The sequence below is a fragment of the Lactiplantibacillus songbeiensis genome (assembly GCF_005405125.1).
GTDB classification, from domain to species: Bacteria; Bacillota; Bacilli; order Lactobacillales; family Lactobacillaceae; genus Lactiplantibacillus; species Lactiplantibacillus songbeiensis.
The window spans coordinates 12,097-30,387 of record NZ_BJDL01000025.1; the positions used below are offsets into that span (position 1 = coordinate 12,097).

The following is an 18,291-nucleotide window of genomic DNA, read 5'->3' on the forward strand; positions in this document are numbered from 1 at the left end:
AGACCTTTGCCATGCAAAACTAACGGTTTGTACTATAATAATAACAGACGGTTAGTTAAATTGACCAGTCCTAACCAGGTGTTCAATATACAACTGATTCCTATGAATAACAAGCGATGTGATCAAGCCGTCGAACAACTTCAGAAATAATTAAATTGATAACTTTGGTGATTTTTTTGAGTGCTGCCAAGTCTACATCAGGCCACTTTTCAACTTGAGACTTTTGACTTGCACCGTTGAAAAAAATTGCTATACTAATAGTCAAAGGTCAACAAAGGTCAAATGATTTTTGAACCTTTAACTAAATCCAGTTTATCGATTTAGCAATATTTCTGATATGAAAGGTGTGACAGCAATATGCTTTGTGACAACTGCCATAAGAACGAAGCGACGATTCATCTTTATACGAACGTCAACGGTCAGCGGCGACAAATCAATCTTTGCCAGAATTGCTATCAACTGTTGAAAAATCAGGAACAGCAACCAAATAATGGAGTTGGAGGTAACGATATGGCACAAGATCCATTTGGTTTTGGCGGTCTTGACGATATCTTCCGGGCCATGCAGGGCGGCGGCGTTGATCCTAACGACGCTTATCGCCAGCAACAGACCCCACCGACCCAGCCAGCTGGTCCCAATAATGGTGGCAACCGGCGCGGGCAACAGGGTGGCGGTCTCCTCGGTCAATATGGCTATAACTTGACGGACCAAGCCAAGCAAGGCAAGATTGACCCCGTCATCGGCCGAGATAACGAGATCAACCGCGTCATCGAAATTTTAAACCGGCGGACAAAAAACAATCCGGTTTTGATTGGTGAAGCCGGGGTTGGTAAAACGGCGGTCGTGGAAGGTTTGGCTCAGAAGATTGTTTCTGGTCAAGTTCCCCAAAAACTATTAAATAAAGAAATTATCCGTTTGGATGTGGCTTCCCTTGTTCAAGGGACCGGTATCCGGGGTCAATTCGAACAACGGATGCAGCAATTGATGAAGGAAGTTCAATCGAACCCGAACATCGTTCTCTTTATTGACGAAATCCATGAAATTATGGGTGCCGGCAATGCTGAAGGTGGGATGGATGCTGGTAACGTTTTGAAGCCAGCATTGGCACGTGGCGACTTCCAATTAGTTGGTGCTACGACATTGAACGAATATCGGGACATCGAAAAAGATGCCGCCCTCGCCCGTCGATTCCAACCAGTCACGGTTGATGAACCGAGCGTCGAAGAATCCATCAAGATCTTACAAGGGATTCAAAAGAAGTACGAAGATTATCATCATGTTAAGTACGATGCGGACGCGATTGTCGCGGCGGTTAAGTTATCGAACCGTTACATCCAAGACCGCTTCTTACCTGACAAGGCCATCGACTTGCTCGATGAAGCCGGGTCACGTAAGAACTTAACCTTGAAGACGGTCGACCCACAAACCATCCAAGAAAAGATTGATGGCGCTGAAAAACAGAAACAAGATGCTTTGAAGAAGGAAGACTACGAAAAAGCGGCCTATTACCGTGATCAAGTCGCTAAGCTTGAAAAAGCCAAGCCTGATGATAATGCGGACAAGTCGGCTGAAGATACCGCAACGGTGACTGTCGAAGACATGCAACAAATCGTCGAAGAAAAGACCAGCATTCCAGTTGGTGAACTGCAAGCTAAGGAACAAGCTCAGATGAAGACCTTAGCCGGTGATTTGGAAGGCAAAGTCATTGGTCAAGATACCGCGGTTGAAGCGGTCTCACGGGCCATTCGTCGTAACCGGATTGGCTTAAACGGCACTGGTCGGCCAATTGGGTCGTTCATGTTCGTCGGCCCTACCGGGGTTGGGAAGACGGAATTAGCTAAGCAATTAGCCAAAGAACTCTTCGGCTCAGAAGATGCGATGATTCGCTTTGACATGAGTGAATACATGGAACCACATTCAGTGGCGAAATTGATCGGGTCACCGCCTGGCTATGTCGGTTACGAAGAAGCCGGTCAGTTGACCGAACAAGTTCGGCGGCATCCATACAGTTTGATTCTGTTAGATGAAATCGAAAAGGCCCATCCTGACGTCATGCATATGTTCTTGCAAATCTTAGATGATGGTCGTTTGACCGATTCACAAGGTCGCACGGTCAGCTTCAAAGATACCATCATTATCATGACCTCTAACGCCGGGACTGGCGATTCCGAAGCCAATGTCGGGTTCGGCGCCGCCGCTGAAGGTAAGACTCATGACATTACTAGTCAATTGGGCAACTACTTCAAGCCAGAATTCTTAAACCGGTTCGATGACATTATTCAGTTCAACGCTTTGTCCAAGGAAAACTTGATGAAGATCGTTGACTTGATGATTGGTGACGTTAACACCATGTTAGCCAACCAAGACTTACATGTCCATGTCACCGAACCTGTCGAAGCCAAGTTAGTCGATCTCGGCTACAATCCTGAAATGGGGGCACGGCCATTACGGCGGGTCATCCAGGAACAGATTGAAGACCGAATTGCCGACTTCTACTTGGATCACGGCGATGTGAAGAACATGGTCGCTAAGGTTGAAGATGGCAAGATCGTGTTAACAGCGGAAGATGCTAAAGAAACAAAATAGTGATTGATTAAAAGCGATGGATGGCCCAGAATTGGGTTGTCTATCGCTTTTTTGATCTGCTAATTTAGATTAGCTCACTGCCCCACCATAATAGGTCATCAATATTGAAATGACCTCAACCTAACTTCATGCGGATTCACCTCACTCAACCACTCGTTGCAACAATTAACACGACCTTGTGAGGTAGTTGCTCATGCAGTGTCCGCTTATAAACAAGTATGTGCCCTTCCTATCATTGCTAAAAAAGTCGTCAATAATCTTATCGACCATTGACGACTCCACAACTATTAATCTCATTCAGTTTACTTTTTAGCATCACATTTGACCGCTACTAACCAATCCTGAAATTCGCCACGCCCAGCTAAGAAATCACCTTTTAATTTATCTTTTGGATTGCTTGTAACGGCCCCTTTGACTTGCATCGCTTTGCCTTTTAATCGATCACTGACGCCTCGTTGATGAGCTTCAGCTTCTAACCGTTCCTTGTTCCGCCATAACCAATAACCCCCGAGACTTGCCAAGACCACTGCTAGACTAATGATTACTTTCTTCATTGGCAGTACCCTCCTGTATTTGAGATTAGTCTTAATATAGCTAATTTATTGGCGTGGTTCAAGATATATGCTTATGGATTCAATAAATTAACATTAATACACAAAGAACGTTTAACTCACAATCAATTAGTGAGCTAAGCGTTCCTTTATTATTGAGAAGGTTAATTAAGGCTCTACTTGTAAACTTTAACAGTCGTCTTTTCCCTAGCTCCCCAGACATGGAGGTGTTTCACAATTTTACCTTTACGAGTTACTAAAAGGCTTTAATTGTAATCCTTATTTGTAAGCTTTAACAACTATCTGTGCAACAGTTGATACCTTGTGAAAAACTTTTCCTTTTTTCTTAGTCTTACTATAGTATCCCGCTTGAATAGATACCGTTTTAGCCTTAGGTGCCTTTATTGTCTTTTTAAAAGTTAATTTTTGGGTTAACTTGGCAGATTGATAACCTTTATAAGTTTTAAACCGTACATAGGTTGCTTTATGTTGCTTAGCTTCTTTAGCATTTAAAACTTCAAAATTACCAGTCACAACGACAGATTTACCTGATTTACTCTTTTTGGCGAACACTACGGCTGAATCATAACCATACCTTTTGTTGACTTGTTTTGCTTCCCATGTTGCATAAGCTTTTGGTGTATAGTGTTTTCCATCAATCGTATAATAATGCGTCCCATCTGCTTCAGTCGTTTCGGTAACAGAGTGCGTCTCCGTCTCCCCTTTTGCTTGAGCAGTCGTTGAAGTCATTGAAACAACACCTAGCATCGTTGCCGCCAATGCAACTTCAATTATCTTAGTTATTTTCATCTATATTTCCTCCAATAACAATTTATAACAAGTCTTAACCTGATACCTTACTTAATAGTAAAGATTCGTAAGTAACATTGTATAAACCTTACCTTTGACTTCAAACCAACTCACACCAATCTTGGTCGTTTTAGGATTTAAAGCATCCGCATCTTTGTAGTCAGGTTGCTCATTACCAATAATCATAAATGTTTCAACGGCATACTGACTCATACGCTTACTATTCTTTAAGTCATATTTATTAGTAATTGGTGCATAGGTTGAGAATAGCTCATCAGTTGGTAAGCCAACTTTTCCAGATTCAAGTCCAAACGCATCATCATCAACATCATCATTTTTAAACCAGACTTTATATGCCTTTAACAATGCCATTCGGGCTGGATCCAAGCTAACTGGCTGCATTCCTTTGGCAGCCCGATACTTATTCGTTTGCGCCACAAATTGCTTAGCCATTGCGGGGTTCATGGCAGCTACTGATGGGGTTGCTTTACCAGCTTTTAAGTAGCCACGCCACAGCCACCCTTGAACCTTCTTGCTATCAATATAATAGAAAACTTTTTTCTTGCCATTTTGCTTCAAGGTAGCGTGCTTCGTGACGTATAATGTTGTATTTTGATACGTCTTAGCTTTAGCACGGACTTGATTTAATGATGTCGACGTATAGATATTCCCTTTATTCGCGTGATAAGCAGTCCGTTTTACTTTAGTGGTCTTGGCTTGGGCAGGTTGCGCATTCATCGTCATCACCCCGATAGCACTGGCACTAGCGATGATAATTAGAAGTCGTTTAACTAGTTTATGCATTAGTAAAAGCCCCCCTTTACCTTCAAGTCAAATAGTCTAGTCTTGTATGAAACATCCGACTGATCCTCAATATTGGAAATTTTGATCGTATATGAATGATTGACCTTGATTTGGCTTTTTTTCGGTAAGAAATAAACAGTCGTACCATAATATCCATATGAATCACTGCTAATATCGATATCGGATACCTTTACCTTTTTCTTGGCCGTATTATCATAAACAGATGCTTTAGGTCGTAGAGTCCCATCACCGACATATTCATCAGCAAAGGAAATGGACCATGGTGCGCCATCACTGGCAATGTTATATGGCATTAAACCAGCATGTGGAAATGCCAACTTATTAATGACGGTTGCACGCTTATAGTTTTTTTCATCGTATACTCGCAAGTCATTATACTGGCCGACTTGACCAACACCAACCTTTTCAATAGCCCCAAGTAACCACAACCGGTGGCCGGGATTTAACCCTGATGAATCATTGTTATCACTGACATAACCAGACACAATATCATATGGTGCAGTGACGCCTTCAGCTAGATTACTCTGATCCGTTGCAGCGGCCCCTAACTTCCAATTAGCCTTAGAAACAACTGACGGCCGCTTAATCCCAACAAGGCCATGGGATAAACCTTTATCAGCCGCAGCTAAAGTTGCCGCCCCCATTTGAGCAGACTGGTTCCAAGTACTGTCGGCAGTGACGGCGTTCAACCCAAACATATCTCGGTAAAAATTGATCCAATTAACCGTTTGTGCGGTATAACCGGCACTTAACTTGCCTGCCCGGAAATGCTTCTTAAGTTTAGCCTTTTGGGCATACATGCCTTTAGTGCTATTACCAATCTTTTTTGCCTTTTTCCGATAGCTTGTCACCTGTGCCCACTGGGTCGCGGTATAATATTTTCTTTCAGATTTTTTCTTCTTAGTCTTCTTTTTAGACTTGGTCGTCTTAGCTTGAGCTGATAACTTTGGCGTGACCAAGGTTGTCGTTACGCCGATGGTTGTGGCCATCATAACGGCACTCATTATCTTTATGAGCTTCATCAATTTATTCCTCCAAAATAAGTACAAAATTATTTGTTATCTAAATTCCATAAGTGCTTCGCTAAAGCTTTAGATGGACTATAGATGTACCAAGTACCGGCAGAATATGGTAAAGTTCTTTTAATAACCTTGACTGTTTTACCTTTATATTTACGCGTGGTCATTTGGTAAGCCCCTAAATCTTTTTCGCTCTCGAACTTATCAAATTTCCAATATGCATAACTATACCAATCTGCCATAATGTACTTATTGGCTGACTTCTTATAAGCAAGCATCCAATTCTTTTTACTATTATTGGAAACTTTTTTATTCAAATCAAACTGATGCATCATCATTGTATTGTTACGTTTTTCATCATGATCTTTTATTTTCTTAGCTGAGATTTTTTGATAGTCATAGCCATCATACTTTTCATAATGGTACCAAGTCCCACGAAACTGCTTGGGAATTGTTTTCAACGACTTTTTAGCTTTCGCTTGCGCTGTCAAATCAGCCTGTGGTGTCGCCACAACCGCGGTCGCACCTAATGTCGTCGCCACCATAACAGCGCTAACAATTTTAACAAATTTCATTATTATTTCCTCCTCTAGTAAGCATCGCCCTTCAAACAACACTCACAACGTCTCCAGTAACGAACTACTCCAATTGCCCTCCCTATTTATGCTAAGTTGTTTATTAAATCATTTATTTCATTTAACAAACACACTCGCTGGCATCGGCTAAAATTAGTCGTCATGCCCATCACGTCAAGGTTTGTCATGTCCTTGACGGCTCATACCCGTATCATACCAAAACACCGCGACACTATATGTCATTTTGGCGACCAAAACAAAAAAAGTTTTATTTTTTTCGAAAAAAATAATCCTGATAATAAAAATCACGCTTTCGTGACCCTTATTATCAGGATTATGTCGCTTATTATTTTATGACAACCCGTTTTTCCAATCGCTAACGATGCTTTCCATCGCTGAAACGGAATGAGCGGTCTGTTGCTTGCTAACTGGCTTGGGTTTCGGTGCCGGTTCAGTTGGCGCTGGTGCTTTAGTGGTTTTTGCTTTTGGCTTGGCTGAATGTCCCTGCAACAAATCCACTTGTTCCGACCGGGCTGCTCGCTTGGGAACGGCCGCCGTTGCATGCTGAGTTGGAATCGGCTGACCAGGCTTCATCTGATCCATGGTTTGGTTTAACAGACCATCGACCAAGTTATTGCCACTGGTATTCGCATGCCCCTTGACCCACTTGAAGTCTAAGTGCGGGAAGTTCTGTAACTGGGCATCGACGACTTTCCATAATTCTGCATTCACCAGTTCACCACTAGAACGCCGCCAGCCACGCTTTTTCCAACCGGCCAGCCAATGCTGCTGAATCGGATTCAGGACATACTTCGAATCGGTCACAACTAGAATCTTGGCTTCGGTCTGGTCTAACTGTGTCAAGCGGTCTAACGCCTGAATCAACGCCATAACTTCCATCCGATTATTCGTTGCGCCCCATTCACCAGACGTCCCCGTCAAAGTCCGCGTGCCAAATTCAATCTGATAAGCCCACGCGGATTTATCCGTCGCCTTAACTTGACCGCCTTGCACGTTACCAGTATTTCGATTACCACCATCCGTATAAACGGTGATATCAACCTTTCCCGTCGTCACCGTTGGACTGGCCGTACTAGCCATCGACCGTTTCGACTTAGCAACACTGGCTTTACCGGCGATAAAGGCTTCAGCTTCGGCGCGCGTTGGGAAGCTCTTATATTGCGCGCCGCCATAACCGTCAGTTTGCTTTTTGCAGTCATCCCAAGTCAAATAAACACCTGGTTTTCGGCCAACTCGGACCGCGTAGAATTTCTTTTTTGCCATCTTGCACGCCACTTTCTGTTTAAAATCTGGTTTCTATTATATCGCGAAAGCTGACGCAAGATAAAGCCCTAATCCCTACCTGTTAGCTACTGACATACCGGCATCCCGTTGTAACTGGTTGAAGACCGCGCGCACTTGCTTGGGCGTTTTCCCTAATTGATGCGCCAGCTGATGATTAACCTGATGATAGCCGGACGCAACTGGCTTAACCTGATTAGCCCGCTTAGCTTGCGTAACCACTGCAGCTGCTTGTCGCTTGAGCTGACTAGCATGGGCAGTATCCAGCTGAGCAGCTGTCGTTTGAACGGTTGCGGTCTGCGCCATCACCGTAGTCACCCGATTGCGGGCGGCTAGGGCGTCAACACTCACCTTTTCAGCCGCGGTCAGTTGCTTAATCTGGGTCAATTGGTTCTGCGAAACGGCCACACCGGCATAAGTCCAGCTGGTTGTTGCAAAGCTCCAAGATAAGCTAATCACGGTTACTAACGCCCACAAAAGCGGTTGGCGGACCGGCCGCACCGGTTGTTGTCGCAAAATTCGCCAGGTTCGCCAAGCCACCCAGACAGCTAAACTTACTATGACAAGAATACCAAAATAAAAACGCATGTTACGTACCTCCTAAATAATTTCGTCACATCAGTAGATACGTAACCTAATAATTATGCCGTTTTTATTTTTCAAAAAAGCTGACCCATGATTAGACCCAGCTACTTCATCTAGTGTTGTTGCGCAACCACCTTTGCAAATATGGGCGCAAAATCGGCCAGTTTCGTTGGGCCTAAGACGGGATGATGTAATCGATAATCAGCGTAAAAGTCTTGATCACGCTCATAGGCCACCGTCTTCACATATTGTTCAGTAAATTGTTTGGGGGCACCGGTTGCTAATAGCCGGTGTAACATCTGGTCATCAGTCAGTGCGACCGCTTTTAGATCTGGCATGTGTAAGGCTTGGCCCAATAAGGCCGCAATCTCTGGATAAGTCTTTTCATCACTAGCCACATACTGTACCGATGTCGCTGCTGTTGGGGCGGTTAAGGCTTGCACAACTACCGGCGCAATATCGTTAGGGGATACCCACGAACCAACCGCGGTCAAACTATTATTCGTATAGATGGCATGATCTTGCCGAATCGACGCCAGACTGCCGAATAGATTGTAAAACATCGCGGTTGGGCGGATAAAGCTTAAGTTGACCGCTGGTAATGCTTGCTTCAAATAAGTTTCAATGATGTGATAGATGTGCAAGGACCCCACTTCTGGACCTAAGTTTGCTCCCACACTACTGAGGTTAACGACCTGTGACACACCGGCCTGTTTAACCGCCGTGGCATAGATTGCTGCTTGCTGTTTGCCCGCTTCGAAGATATCACCGGCACTAGCAGCCGTAATCATTAAATACACGGCATCGGCACCTTGGAAAGTCTGGGTTAAAAAAGCCGCATCTCGAATACTGCCGATTGCAGGCGTCGCACCGAGTGCCGTAATGGCAGCTGCCCGTTTGGGATTATGACTGATAACCGTGACCGTGTGTCCTAAAGCAATTAATTGCTGGGCAACGGGTTGACTGATGTGCCCGAGTGAACCGGTTAAAACAATTTTCATAACTAATGGCCTTCTTTTTAAAATATAAGTTTATCCTTAATAAAAATCATTATAAGAGATAGACTTATATTTTGTCAACTGTTAAACTGAAGTTAAGCCAATTTTCGGAGGACTCCTTATGAAAATCAAAGATGACCAAAAATATGACCGCTTAATTCAAGCGGCTATTGCCTTATTAGCAACCGGTGGCTTAGCGAACTTTTCCACGACAAAAGTTGCCAAGCAAGCCGGCATCCCACAATCCAATCTCTATATTTACTTTAAAAATAAACAAGCCTTATTAGATACCGTCTTTCAAACGACGATTCACACCCAAAGTGTTGCCGTGGTTGCTGAACTTGATACCGCAGCGCCCATCACGATACAGCTGGCGAACAGTATCAAAACGCTCTATCGCTTTTCACAGGAGCACCCCCAGATTGTCGCCACCATTCAAGTTTTAATGGCAGACGTCCAGTTGAAAAAGCACCTACATCTCAAACAAGACGACCATGAAAATCAGCAGATTCAAACCTTATTAACCGATGGCCTGCAAGCCGGGATATTACGATCAACCGACTTGAACTTAATTCGCTATTTTCTCACCCGACCAGTCTTTAACTATGCTGCTGGGGTCCAATCAGGGTTGTATCCTGATACGGCACAAGGTCTGACGGATCTCATTCAGATGATTATGGGCGCTATTTTACAGCCGGATGTTTATCAAGAATGGTTAAGTTAACACTAAAAAACCGTATCTATCTGTAAATAACAGATAATTACGGTTTTTTTAGTATGGTAGCGTGGCTTATTTGCATACCCGTTCTGAAGTCGTTATCGGCATGGTTAATATCATCTCAGTAGCTCGTGTATCTCTTGCCGAATGTCTACGACTGTCGCTCCACATCCACAATAATGACATTCTTCTGCTCTGGTAATCTCATTCTCCCAGCCGTTCCGTTCCAATCGGATCAAGTGGCTGTAACTCCGGATCCACTTGCAGATCTTGCTGATAATCGTAATTTATTCAATCAGGATTATCAAAAATATTCTGCGCACCAATCGGCTGATAAACAATTGAACCATCGGACAGCTGATTAACCATGTACTGATGACCAACCATATCTTTAAGACCTGCCGGAGCAGTCAAAACAAGCCTATTCCCAAGTTTTCTTAACGTTACTAATTTGCTCATTAACGCGCACCTCACTCCTAGATTGTCAGCTACGTAGACACCAAATCATGACTTAGCGCAATTGCTTGCCGACGATTCGTTTGCTCATGACCAAGACTTGGATTAAAATTCACACAAAATATATCGCCCTGACTTACCATTGTAATTCGTTACCTTGGAATTCGCCCCAATCCAGCTCATGGTCACGTTTACCATCATCATCCCAATCGGCAAATAATTCATGAATATTAGTCGACTTTTTATTAATCGGTGTTAGGAATCCTAGCTACTCTCGAATTACCCCACTTTACGAGATGAATCTGTGCTTCGATTCCTGTTATAATAAATACCTCCCTCGAAATTATTTTTGCTTAATATATACCGTGTAGATACGTAGTGCAATTAATTCAGCTTAAGCTTTAGCAATTCACTTGGAACCAACTCAATGACGATTAGTAGGCAAACTAAAAGCCCGACATATCGGGCTTTTATAATCTACTATTCTTCTGGAAACACCACATCACTAGCCATAAAGAAGTTATGCTTCTTCACTTGATACTGTGTAGCCATGTCAATCGAACCAACATTGGTCGTGGCTTGCTTCACATAGCTAACCGTAGCCGAAACACGATAGCGGCGATTGATTATCGTGACATATTGTTGTGACCCGGTCTTGCTGATACGATCCGCAATGGCAGTCGGCACTGCTTTCTTAGTATACAGTTTCGTTAAGCTACTCCCGGATTTGCGTTCAACTTGCGTGATTTTCGCTGAAACCGTTGGCACTTGCTTAACGGTTGGACTCAACATTGGTGCTTTTTCATAGTATTCCAGATAACCATCCGCCGTCACATAAATCCGTTGGGTCGGATTTGACTTCGTATAATCAAGATTATCAGGAATCTTCAAGCCGGCATACAAGTTCCCATCGGCGACCCGATTCCGACCGATATGACTGGGATAAGTCAGTTGCGTTGTATAATACTGAACGTATTTGGGCACATGGACTTTTTTAAACGTCTTCGTCGTGGCTAAAATGCGCTTCGTGCCATAATCACGCTGATTTCCGCGCAACCGATAACTTAACCGACTCATATCTAGCCGTACATATTCCCGCTTATCGTTAGGAATATTATCTAGAGTCGCTTCCACGATGGTCCCCTTAGGAATCGTATACGACACTTTTTTAGCAGTACCATTAACCTTTAGCTGACGCTGCGTCTTTACAAAATTATGGTTACTATGTCCGATTTCCACATACTTAGTGGCTGCTTCAGCATTACCCGCTAATAGACTAACACCTGCCAAGACACCTAAACTCACTAGCAATTTTTTCATTTGTCTCATAGTCCCCCTTAGTATTCTGGAAAGACAACGTCAGTATTCATAAAGAAGTCATGATCATTGACTTTGTACAGGCTAGCTAGCCGAATACTATCGACCGCCGTTTTCGCATTGCCACGATAAAAGACCGTCGCTGAGCTGCGATAACGGCGCTTAATGGTCGTTAGATATTGCTGATTACCCGTTTTGCTGACACGTTTGCCAATTGCAGTAGGCACGGCCGTCTTGGTGTAAAGCATCGTCAATCCCTTGCCAGGTACTCGCTTAACTTTAGTAATTTTCGCGGAAGTCGTTGGAATTTGCGTCGTTTGTAAGTACATGACTGGCGCTGACTTGTAATATTCCAAATAGCCGTCCGAAGTCACATAAAGTCGCGCCGCAGTTAGCTTAGGCTGACGATAAATATCAGGCACTTTCAAGCCCGCATATAAGTTACCATCGGCGACCCGAGAGCGGTTCACATTTTCTGGGTAAACCTTCTGGGTCGTATAGTATTGCACATATTGCGGCACATGAACTTTTTTAAAGGTCTTAGTTGTGGCTAAGATACGATCCGTTTGAAACGCGATATGTTTGCCACGAATCTTGTAACTCACCCGTTGCAAGTTAATCTCAACATGAACTTGCCCTTTTTTATCCCCATGCCAATTCGTTTCCACGACATCAACAATCGTCCCTTTCGGAATTGTGAGCTTAAATTGTTTATCTTCATCGGTCGTTTGAATCGTTCGCTTCGTCTTCAAAAAATTATGATTAGTCTGGCCGACCTTAACATACGTCGTCGCGGCACTGGCACCAGTGGCAAATAAGCTCAAACCAGCCACCACCCCAACACCCAATAATGTGGCTTTCAACTGCATTAAAAACGCCCCTTTCAATCCGTTTACTACTTATTCAGTATAACAGTCGTCCCCCAATTACCCCAAATCACGATTAATTTGGCCACAAAAAAACGCGACCTGATGAACAGCCCCCATCAGGCCATTCATCAGGTCGCGTTTTTTAAATCAAATAATCATTACTAATCCGGCATAACCTCATCGGTATTCATAAAGAAGTCATGACCCTTCACTAAGTACTGCGCGGCGACTTGAATACTACTTACATTAGTTGGTCGATCACGTTGATAGCAGACCGTCGCCGAATAACGATACCGGCGTTTAATCGTCGTCAAATATTGTTGGTCACCCGTTTGACTAACACGGTCACTAATCACCGCGGGGATAGCTGTCTTGGTATAAAGCTGCCGTAAGCCACTACTCCGAACGACCTTAACCTTTGTAATCTTAGCCGAGACAGTCGGCGTTTGGGCCACGTTTAGATCCATTACCGGTACAGCTTTGTAATATTCTAAATAACCATCAGCGGTCACATAAAGTCGTGGTGCCGTTAAATTCTTGGTCGTATGCAGATTTTCTGGGACCTTGATTCCGGCATACAAATTTCCATCAGCGACCCGATAACGCCGCGAACCGTCTGGATAAGTCTTTTGCGTCGAATAATATTGAACATATTGTGGGACCCGAACCTTTTGGAACCGAGCGGTCGTCGCCGCTAATCGGCGCGACAGATATTGCGGCTGGTCACCGCGCAAGTGATAACTCAAGCGCCCCATCTCCAGCTTGACATACACCCGACCATGCTTTTGATCCGCAGCGTGGCTGTTATCCTTAACTTCAACAATCGTCCCTTTTGGAATCGTCACCTGGTGTTTCTTCGTCGGTCCGGTGGTCTTAATCGTTTGCTTAGTCTTCAAATAATTATGTTCGGTATTGCCAACTTTAACGTACTTAGTGGCTGCCTCAACCGTCGTTGCTGATAGACCAATTCCTAAGATAATGCCTAACCCTAACAAGCCCTGCTTTAAAATCATTGATAAATCCTCCCAAAGTGGTTAGTTGCCAATTAGTATATCAGGAAATAGTTGGTTAGCCCACTTTAGAAAAGAACGTGATTTGCTTAGGTCAACTTGAATTATCGCTAGTTAGTGTAGCCACCGTATGCTTGGTGGTAGTTAATTAATATGGCCAACCAGTTGTTTTCTAAACTGCCGAAAAGCCTTGTACCATTTTGCCCCCCAAGCCCAGTCTTCAAAACTCAGTTTGCCCTGAACCCGAATTAAGTTCAACGCTACGGCTAAGTATTTTAGCAACCAATCCCACAACTAAGATAATAATCGTTCAATCATAGACACCTAGCAATTAACAGCGGGCGGCCCAGCATTGGCTCAGTGGTGTCGTTTATCTTAGTCGTGGGTTTCGACTTAGATAAAGCCCGGCTTTCGAGACCGACCTGTGGCTCGAAAACGCGGCCACCACGTTCCAGCCGATGCTGGGCCAACCAGAGTGACAACTTATAGCCAACAAAAAACACCTCCAACAAAAGAGGTGTTTTTCAATCAAACTTATTCAGAAAATTCCGTCACCAAGCCAGCGTCAATCGCGCGTTGCGTATACATTGGCACTTCGTCTTCACTAGCACGAACAAAGTGTCCCGGGGCGATTTCAACCATGCGCCGTTTCTTATCATCCTTTTCACGGGATTCATCATACGGCACTTGCTTACGGTTACGTTCAAATTCAGGATCTGGTACCGGCACCGCTGAGATCAAACTCTTGGTATAGGCATGTAGCGGATGGGTATAGACTTCATCGGCTGGGCCGATTTCCAAAATCTTCCCATAATGCATAACCCCGATCCGATCACTGATATACTTAACCATCGACAAATCATGGGCGATGAATAAATACGTCAAGTTTTGCTTAATTTGTAATTCTTTCATCAAGTTAACGACTTGGGCTTGGATGGACACGTCCAAAGCGGAGATTGGTTCATCAGCGATGATGAACTTGGGTTCGACGGCTAAGGCGCGGGCAATCCCGATCCGTTGCCGTTGACCACCGGAGAATTCATGTGGATAACGGCTGGAATGGTCTTTGTTCAGCCCAACGGTTTCCAATAAATCTTCGACTTGTTTGGTCCGGTCGGCATCGTCCTTGGCTAAGCCATGGATATCGATCCCTTCGGCCACAATATCTTTAACTTTCATCCGCGGATTCAATGAGGCATAAGGATCTTGGAAGATCATTTGCATTTCACGCCGGAATTCATGCTTTTCCGCCTTAGTATGCAACTTCGAGACATCCTTACCATCAAAGATGATTTCACCGTCTGTAGGTTCATACAAATGAATAATGGCCCGTCCGGCAGTGGTCTTCCCAGAGCCGGATTCACCAACTAAGCCGAATGTTTCACCTTCATAAATATCAAAGGAGACGTCATCGACCGCCCGGACTTCATCACGTTTGCCAACATTGAAGTATTGCTTCAAATGATGGACTTCTAGAATTTTTTTACGTTCTTCAGGCATCGTCAACTACTCCTTCGTTGTATTCTTGATCGGTGGTTCAGGCCGTTGCATTTCAGCAAACTTCTTTTGCCGACGGACAATTTCAGCCGGGGGCGTCACTTTAGGGGCGTCTGGATGCAAGAGCCAGGTCGCGGCATAGTGCGTATCTGAAACTTTGAAGAATGGCGGTTCCTTTTCCGTATCAATCTTCATCGCATAGTCACTCCGTGCAGCAAAGGCATCGCCGACGGGTGGATCCAGCAAGTCTGGTGGCGTCCCGGGAATTGCCCGCAGCGACCCGCCAGCCGTATTCAAGGTTGGCATGGAGTTCAGTAAGCCCCAAGTATAAGGATGTTGTGGGTTGAAGAAGATCTCATCAACCGTCCCATATTCGACAATCTTACCGGCATACATGACCGCAACTCGATCTGCCATCCCAGCCACGACACCTAAGTCATGGGTGATAAAGATGATGGACGTATCGATTCGGTTTTGTAAGTCTTTCATCAAGTCCAAAATCTGGGCTTGAATCGTGACGTCCAACGCGGTGGTTGGTTCATCAGCGATCAAGACTTCCGGATAACAAACCAAGGCAATCGCAATCACGATCCGTTGGCGCATCCCACCGGAGAATTGGTAAGGATAGTCGTTAAGCCGGGCTTCGGGATCAGTAATCCCAACTAACTTCAACATTTCCAAGGCTTGGGAAATCGCTTCTTTTTTCTTTAAGCCCTTGTGCTTCATCAAGGGTTCAGCAATCTGCATCCCGATGCGCATCGTTGGGTCCAATGACGTCATTGGATCTTGGAAGATCATCGCGATATCTTTACCACGAATATGCTGCATCTCTTTTTCAGACTTTTTAATAATATCGTCACCATGAAACATGATGCTACCGCCTTTAATGACGGCATTAGGTGCCAGTAAGCCCATTAACGAGCGCGTGGTAACTGATTTACCGGAACCGGATTCCCCAACAATCGCTAAGGTTTCCCCTTTCCGGAGATCAAAGCTGACATCACGAATCGCTTTAACTTCGCCGGCATAGGTGTGGAAGTCAATTTGTAAATTCCGCACTTCAATGACATTTTCAGGATTTTCCATTGTTATTCCACACTCCTAACGTTTCGATTTTGGATCAAAGGCATCGCGCATCCCATCACCTAAGAGGTTAAAGGCTAACATCAAGATGATTAAGACGATGGCTGGATACCACATTTGATAAGGTAAGAATTGGAAGTTCTTTTGCCCATCAGAGATCAACGTCCCTAATGACGCTTGTGGTGAACTGATCCCAATCCCGATATAACTCAAGAATGCTTCAAAGAAGATCGCGTTAGGAATCGTAAACATCGTTTGAATGATGATGACACTCGATAAGTTAGGCAACAAATGTTTCCAAGCAATCTTGGGTGCCGATTCACCTAATGTCCGCGCTGCTAAGATAAAGTCTTGGTTCTTCAACTGCAACGTCTGCGCTCGTGTCAGTCGTGCCATCGTGGTCCAGTTAATAATAGCTAACGCGGCAATGATGGACGCCATCCCAGTTTTCTGGAAGGCCGTGGCCATCAAGACCATGACAACTAATGAAGGGACGGACGAGAGGATTTCAATAATCCGCTGCATGAACATATCCACACGTCCACCCTTCCAACCGGAGTAGATCCCGAAGGTCACCCCAATCGTTAAATCAATCAAGGTCGCAATCAAGGCAATTTCTAGTGAAACCCGAGTCCCATACATAATCCGCGCTAATAAGTCACGACCTAAGTAATCGGTCCCTAAGGTGTAGTGAACGTCCTTGCCAGCCCCAGCTTGGGCATAGGCATCGACATCTTGACCAGATTGCTTAATGTGCCCATTGAGACCATGAATGTTGACACCCGGAATCTTGGGTGGCAAGTTCGCATACTTAGGCGATTGGTCGTTGGGGTCGTGATGATACACAGCCTGCCCACCAAAGGCCACTAAGAACAAGAAGATTAAAACGATAAAACTAGTAAACGCCGTTTTGTTAGATTTTAAACGCCGCCAAACATCTTGGCCGAACGTTAATGACGGTGCCGCGATTTTTTCGTTATCGGGGCCCGCTTGTTTGTCCAGCGGTGCGAAATCGCCGGGCTTAATTTCGATATTATTTGCATTATCTGCCATTAACTAGTCCCCATTTCCACTTAAACGAATCCGCGGATCAATGATTCCGTAGACGATGTCGGTCAACAATAACAGCAAGCATAATAGCGCGGAGTAGAAGATCGTCACGCCCATGATGGTTGGGTAGTCATTGACTAAGATCGACTTAACAAATTGTTCCCCAATCCCAGGGACTGAGAAGATGTTTTCAACAACCATTGAACCGGTCATTAATGCCGCCGCCAATGGTCCGATTAAGGTAACCATTGGAATCAAGCTGTTTCGTAACGCATGGTGATAAACGATCCCGAATTTCGATAATCCTTTGGCCTTCGCCAATTCGATATAATCTGAACTCAAGACATCCACCATGTCGGTCCGAATGAACCGGGCCGTTTCGGCTAACGGACTAGCCGCTAACGCTAAGGTTGGCAAGATGGTGTAGGCAAAGCCTTCCCAACCAGCCACTGGGAACCAGCCCATTTTAAGACCAAGATAGTATTGCAATAAAATGGCTAAAACGAAACTTGGGACCGCAATCCCGAGAATCGAGAGAATTGTGGCTAACCGGTCAGCCCAGGTATCTTTACGAATGGCACCGACTGCCCCGAGAATAATCCCGAAGACAACCCCAATAACCATCGCTTGACCACCTAATTGCATCGATGGTCCCATCCGGCTGCCGATCAAGTAACTAACGGCTTGATCGCTGAATTGGAAAGATAGCCCCAAGCTACCCTTGAAAATGCCACCGATATAAATTAGATATTGGAGCCAAATGGGCTTGTCTAACCCATATTGCGCTAAGATGGACGCTTTTTCGCTGGCGGTCAACTTGGCTTCATTTTGTAGCGGTGTCCCGGGCATTAGTTTCATTAAGAAGAACGTGACGGTTGCCACAATGAATAATGTCAGGAACAAGTAAAATATCCGCTTTAAGAGATATTTTCTCATTAGAATTCCTCGCATTCTATTAAATTAGCCTGATAAAATAATGACATATCCGATTATAAAACAAAATGGTAAGGATTAACAATGTGTCAATCCTTACCCCCTTG

19 protein-coding genes are annotated in these 18,291 nt (G+C 44.4%); 2 read left to right on the forward strand and 17 right to left on the reverse strand.

Features of this window, described 5'->3' with window-relative positions:
• Positions 1-357: 357 nt before the first annotated feature.
• The gene (locus FFM77_RS10215; RefSeq protein ID WP_137635661.1) at positions 358-2,586 is read left to right on the forward strand and encodes an ATP-dependent Clp protease ATP-binding subunit; all 2,229 of its coding nucleotides are present in this window, start codon (positions 358-360) and stop codon (positions 2,584-2,586) included.
• Between the two features lie 302 nt (positions 2,587-2,888).
• Here FFM77_RS10215 and FFM77_RS10220 read toward each other — a convergent pair whose 3' ends face one another.
• The 8 genes from FFM77_RS10220 to FFM77_RS10255 form a co-directional block, all read right to left on the reverse strand.
• On the reverse strand, positions 2,889-3,140 hold the full coding sequence (locus FFM77_RS10220) for a hypothetical protein (protein ID WP_137635662.1): 252 nt from the start codon (positions 3,138-3,140) through the stop codon (positions 2,889-2,891).
• A 276-nt stretch (positions 3,141-3,416) separates the two neighbouring features.
• Entirely contained in the window at positions 3,417-3,947 is a 531-nt protein-coding gene (locus FFM77_RS10225; protein WP_137635663.1) for a hypothetical protein, read from the reverse strand.
• 51 nt (positions 3,948-3,998) lie between these two features.
• On the reverse strand, positions 3,999-4,751 hold the full coding sequence (locus FFM77_RS10230; protein ID WP_137635664.1) for a CAP domain-containing protein: 753 nt from the start codon (positions 4,749-4,751) through the stop codon (positions 3,999-4,001).
• Positions 4,751-5,794 (reverse strand): CAP domain-containing protein, encoded by a 1,044-nt coding sequence (locus FFM77_RS10235; protein ID WP_137635665.1) that lies wholly within the window; start codon positions 5,792-5,794, stop codon positions 4,751-4,753. Before FFM77_RS10235 ends, FFM77_RS10230 begins: the two co-directional genes overlap by 1 nt.
• 29 nt (positions 5,795-5,823) lie before the next feature.
• The gene (locus FFM77_RS10240; RefSeq protein ID WP_137635666.1) at positions 5,824-6,366 is read right to left on the reverse strand and encodes a hypothetical protein; all 543 of its coding nucleotides are present in this window, start codon (positions 6,364-6,366) and stop codon (positions 5,824-5,826) included.
• A 351-nt stretch (positions 6,367-6,717) separates the two neighbouring features.
• Positions 6,718-7,650 (reverse strand): ribonuclease H family protein, encoded by a 933-nt coding sequence (locus FFM77_RS10245; RefSeq protein ID WP_137635667.1) that lies wholly within the window; start codon positions 7,648-7,650, stop codon positions 6,718-6,720.
• 75 nt (positions 7,651-7,725) lie between these two features.
• Positions 7,726-8,256, reverse strand: coding sequence for a hypothetical protein (locus FFM77_RS10250; RefSeq protein ID WP_137635668.1), 531 nt, complete (start codon positions 8,254-8,256; stop codon positions 7,726-7,728).
• Between the two features lie 110 nt (positions 8,257-8,366).
• Positions 8,367-9,254, reverse strand: coding sequence for an SDR family oxidoreductase (locus FFM77_RS10255; RefSeq protein WP_137635669.1), 888 nt, complete (start codon positions 9,252-9,254; stop codon positions 8,367-8,369).
• A gap of 118 nt (positions 9,255-9,372) precedes the next feature.
• Between FFM77_RS10255 and FFM77_RS10260 the strand changes: the two genes are divergently transcribed.
• Positions 9,373-9,975: a TetR/AcrR family transcriptional regulator gene (locus FFM77_RS10260; RefSeq protein ID WP_137635670.1), complete on the forward strand. Its 603-nt coding sequence runs from the start codon at positions 9,373-9,375 to the stop codon at positions 9,973-9,975.
• Between the two features lie 285 nt (positions 9,976-10,260).
• On the opposite strand, the gene FFM77_RS14020 is transcribed toward FFM77_RS10260, so the two are convergent.
• The 9 genes from FFM77_RS14020 to opp3b all read right to left on the reverse strand — a co-directional run bounded on the left by FFM77_RS14020 (position 10,261) and on the right by opp3b (position 18,187).
• A complete protein-coding gene (locus FFM77_RS14020; protein WP_171001604.1) occupies positions 10,261-10,428 on the reverse strand; it encodes a hypothetical protein in 168 nt (55 codons plus the stop codon).
• 29 nt (positions 10,429-10,457) lie between these two features.
• Positions 10,458-10,568: a type II toxin-antitoxin system PemK/MazF family toxin gene (locus FFM77_RS10265; protein ID WP_137635671.1), complete on the reverse strand. Its 111-nt coding sequence runs from the start codon at positions 10,566-10,568 to the stop codon at positions 10,458-10,460.
• A gap of 337 nt (positions 10,569-10,905) precedes the next feature.
• On the reverse strand, positions 10,906-11,745 hold the full coding sequence (locus tag FFM77_RS10275; protein WP_137635672.1) for a hypothetical protein: 840 nt from the start codon (positions 11,743-11,745) through the stop codon (positions 10,906-10,908).
• A gap of 17 nt (positions 11,746-11,762) precedes the next feature.
• Positions 11,763-12,611, reverse strand: a complete 849-nt coding sequence (locus tag FFM77_RS10280; RefSeq protein ID WP_137635673.1) for a hypothetical protein — start codon at positions 12,609-12,611, stop codon at positions 11,763-11,765.
• Between the two features lie 161 nt (positions 12,612-12,772).
• The gene (locus FFM77_RS10285; protein WP_137635674.1) at positions 12,773-13,624 is read right to left on the reverse strand and encodes a hypothetical protein; all 852 of its coding nucleotides are present in this window, start codon (positions 13,622-13,624) and stop codon (positions 12,773-12,775) included.
• Between the two features lie 531 nt (positions 13,625-14,155).
• Positions 14,156-15,121, reverse strand: coding sequence for an ABC transporter ATP-binding protein (locus FFM77_RS10290; protein WP_137635675.1), 966 nt, complete (start codon positions 15,119-15,121; stop codon positions 14,156-14,158).
• A gap of 6 nt (positions 15,122-15,127) precedes the next feature.
• Positions 15,128-16,204, reverse strand: coding sequence for an ABC transporter ATP-binding protein (locus tag FFM77_RS10295; protein WP_137635676.1), 1,077 nt, complete (start codon positions 16,202-16,204; stop codon positions 15,128-15,130).
• 15 nt (positions 16,205-16,219) lie between these two features.
• Entirely contained in the window at positions 16,220-17,254 is a 1,035-nt protein-coding gene (locus FFM77_RS10300) for an ABC transporter permease (RefSeq protein WP_137635677.1), read from the reverse strand.
• A 3-nt stretch (positions 17,255-17,257) separates the two neighbouring features.
• On the reverse strand, positions 17,258-18,187 hold the full coding sequence (opp3b, locus tag FFM77_RS10305; protein ID WP_137635678.1) for an oligopeptide ABC transporter permease: 930 nt from the start codon (positions 18,185-18,187) through the stop codon (positions 17,258-17,260).
• Positions 18,188-18,291 lie beyond the last annotated feature (104 nt).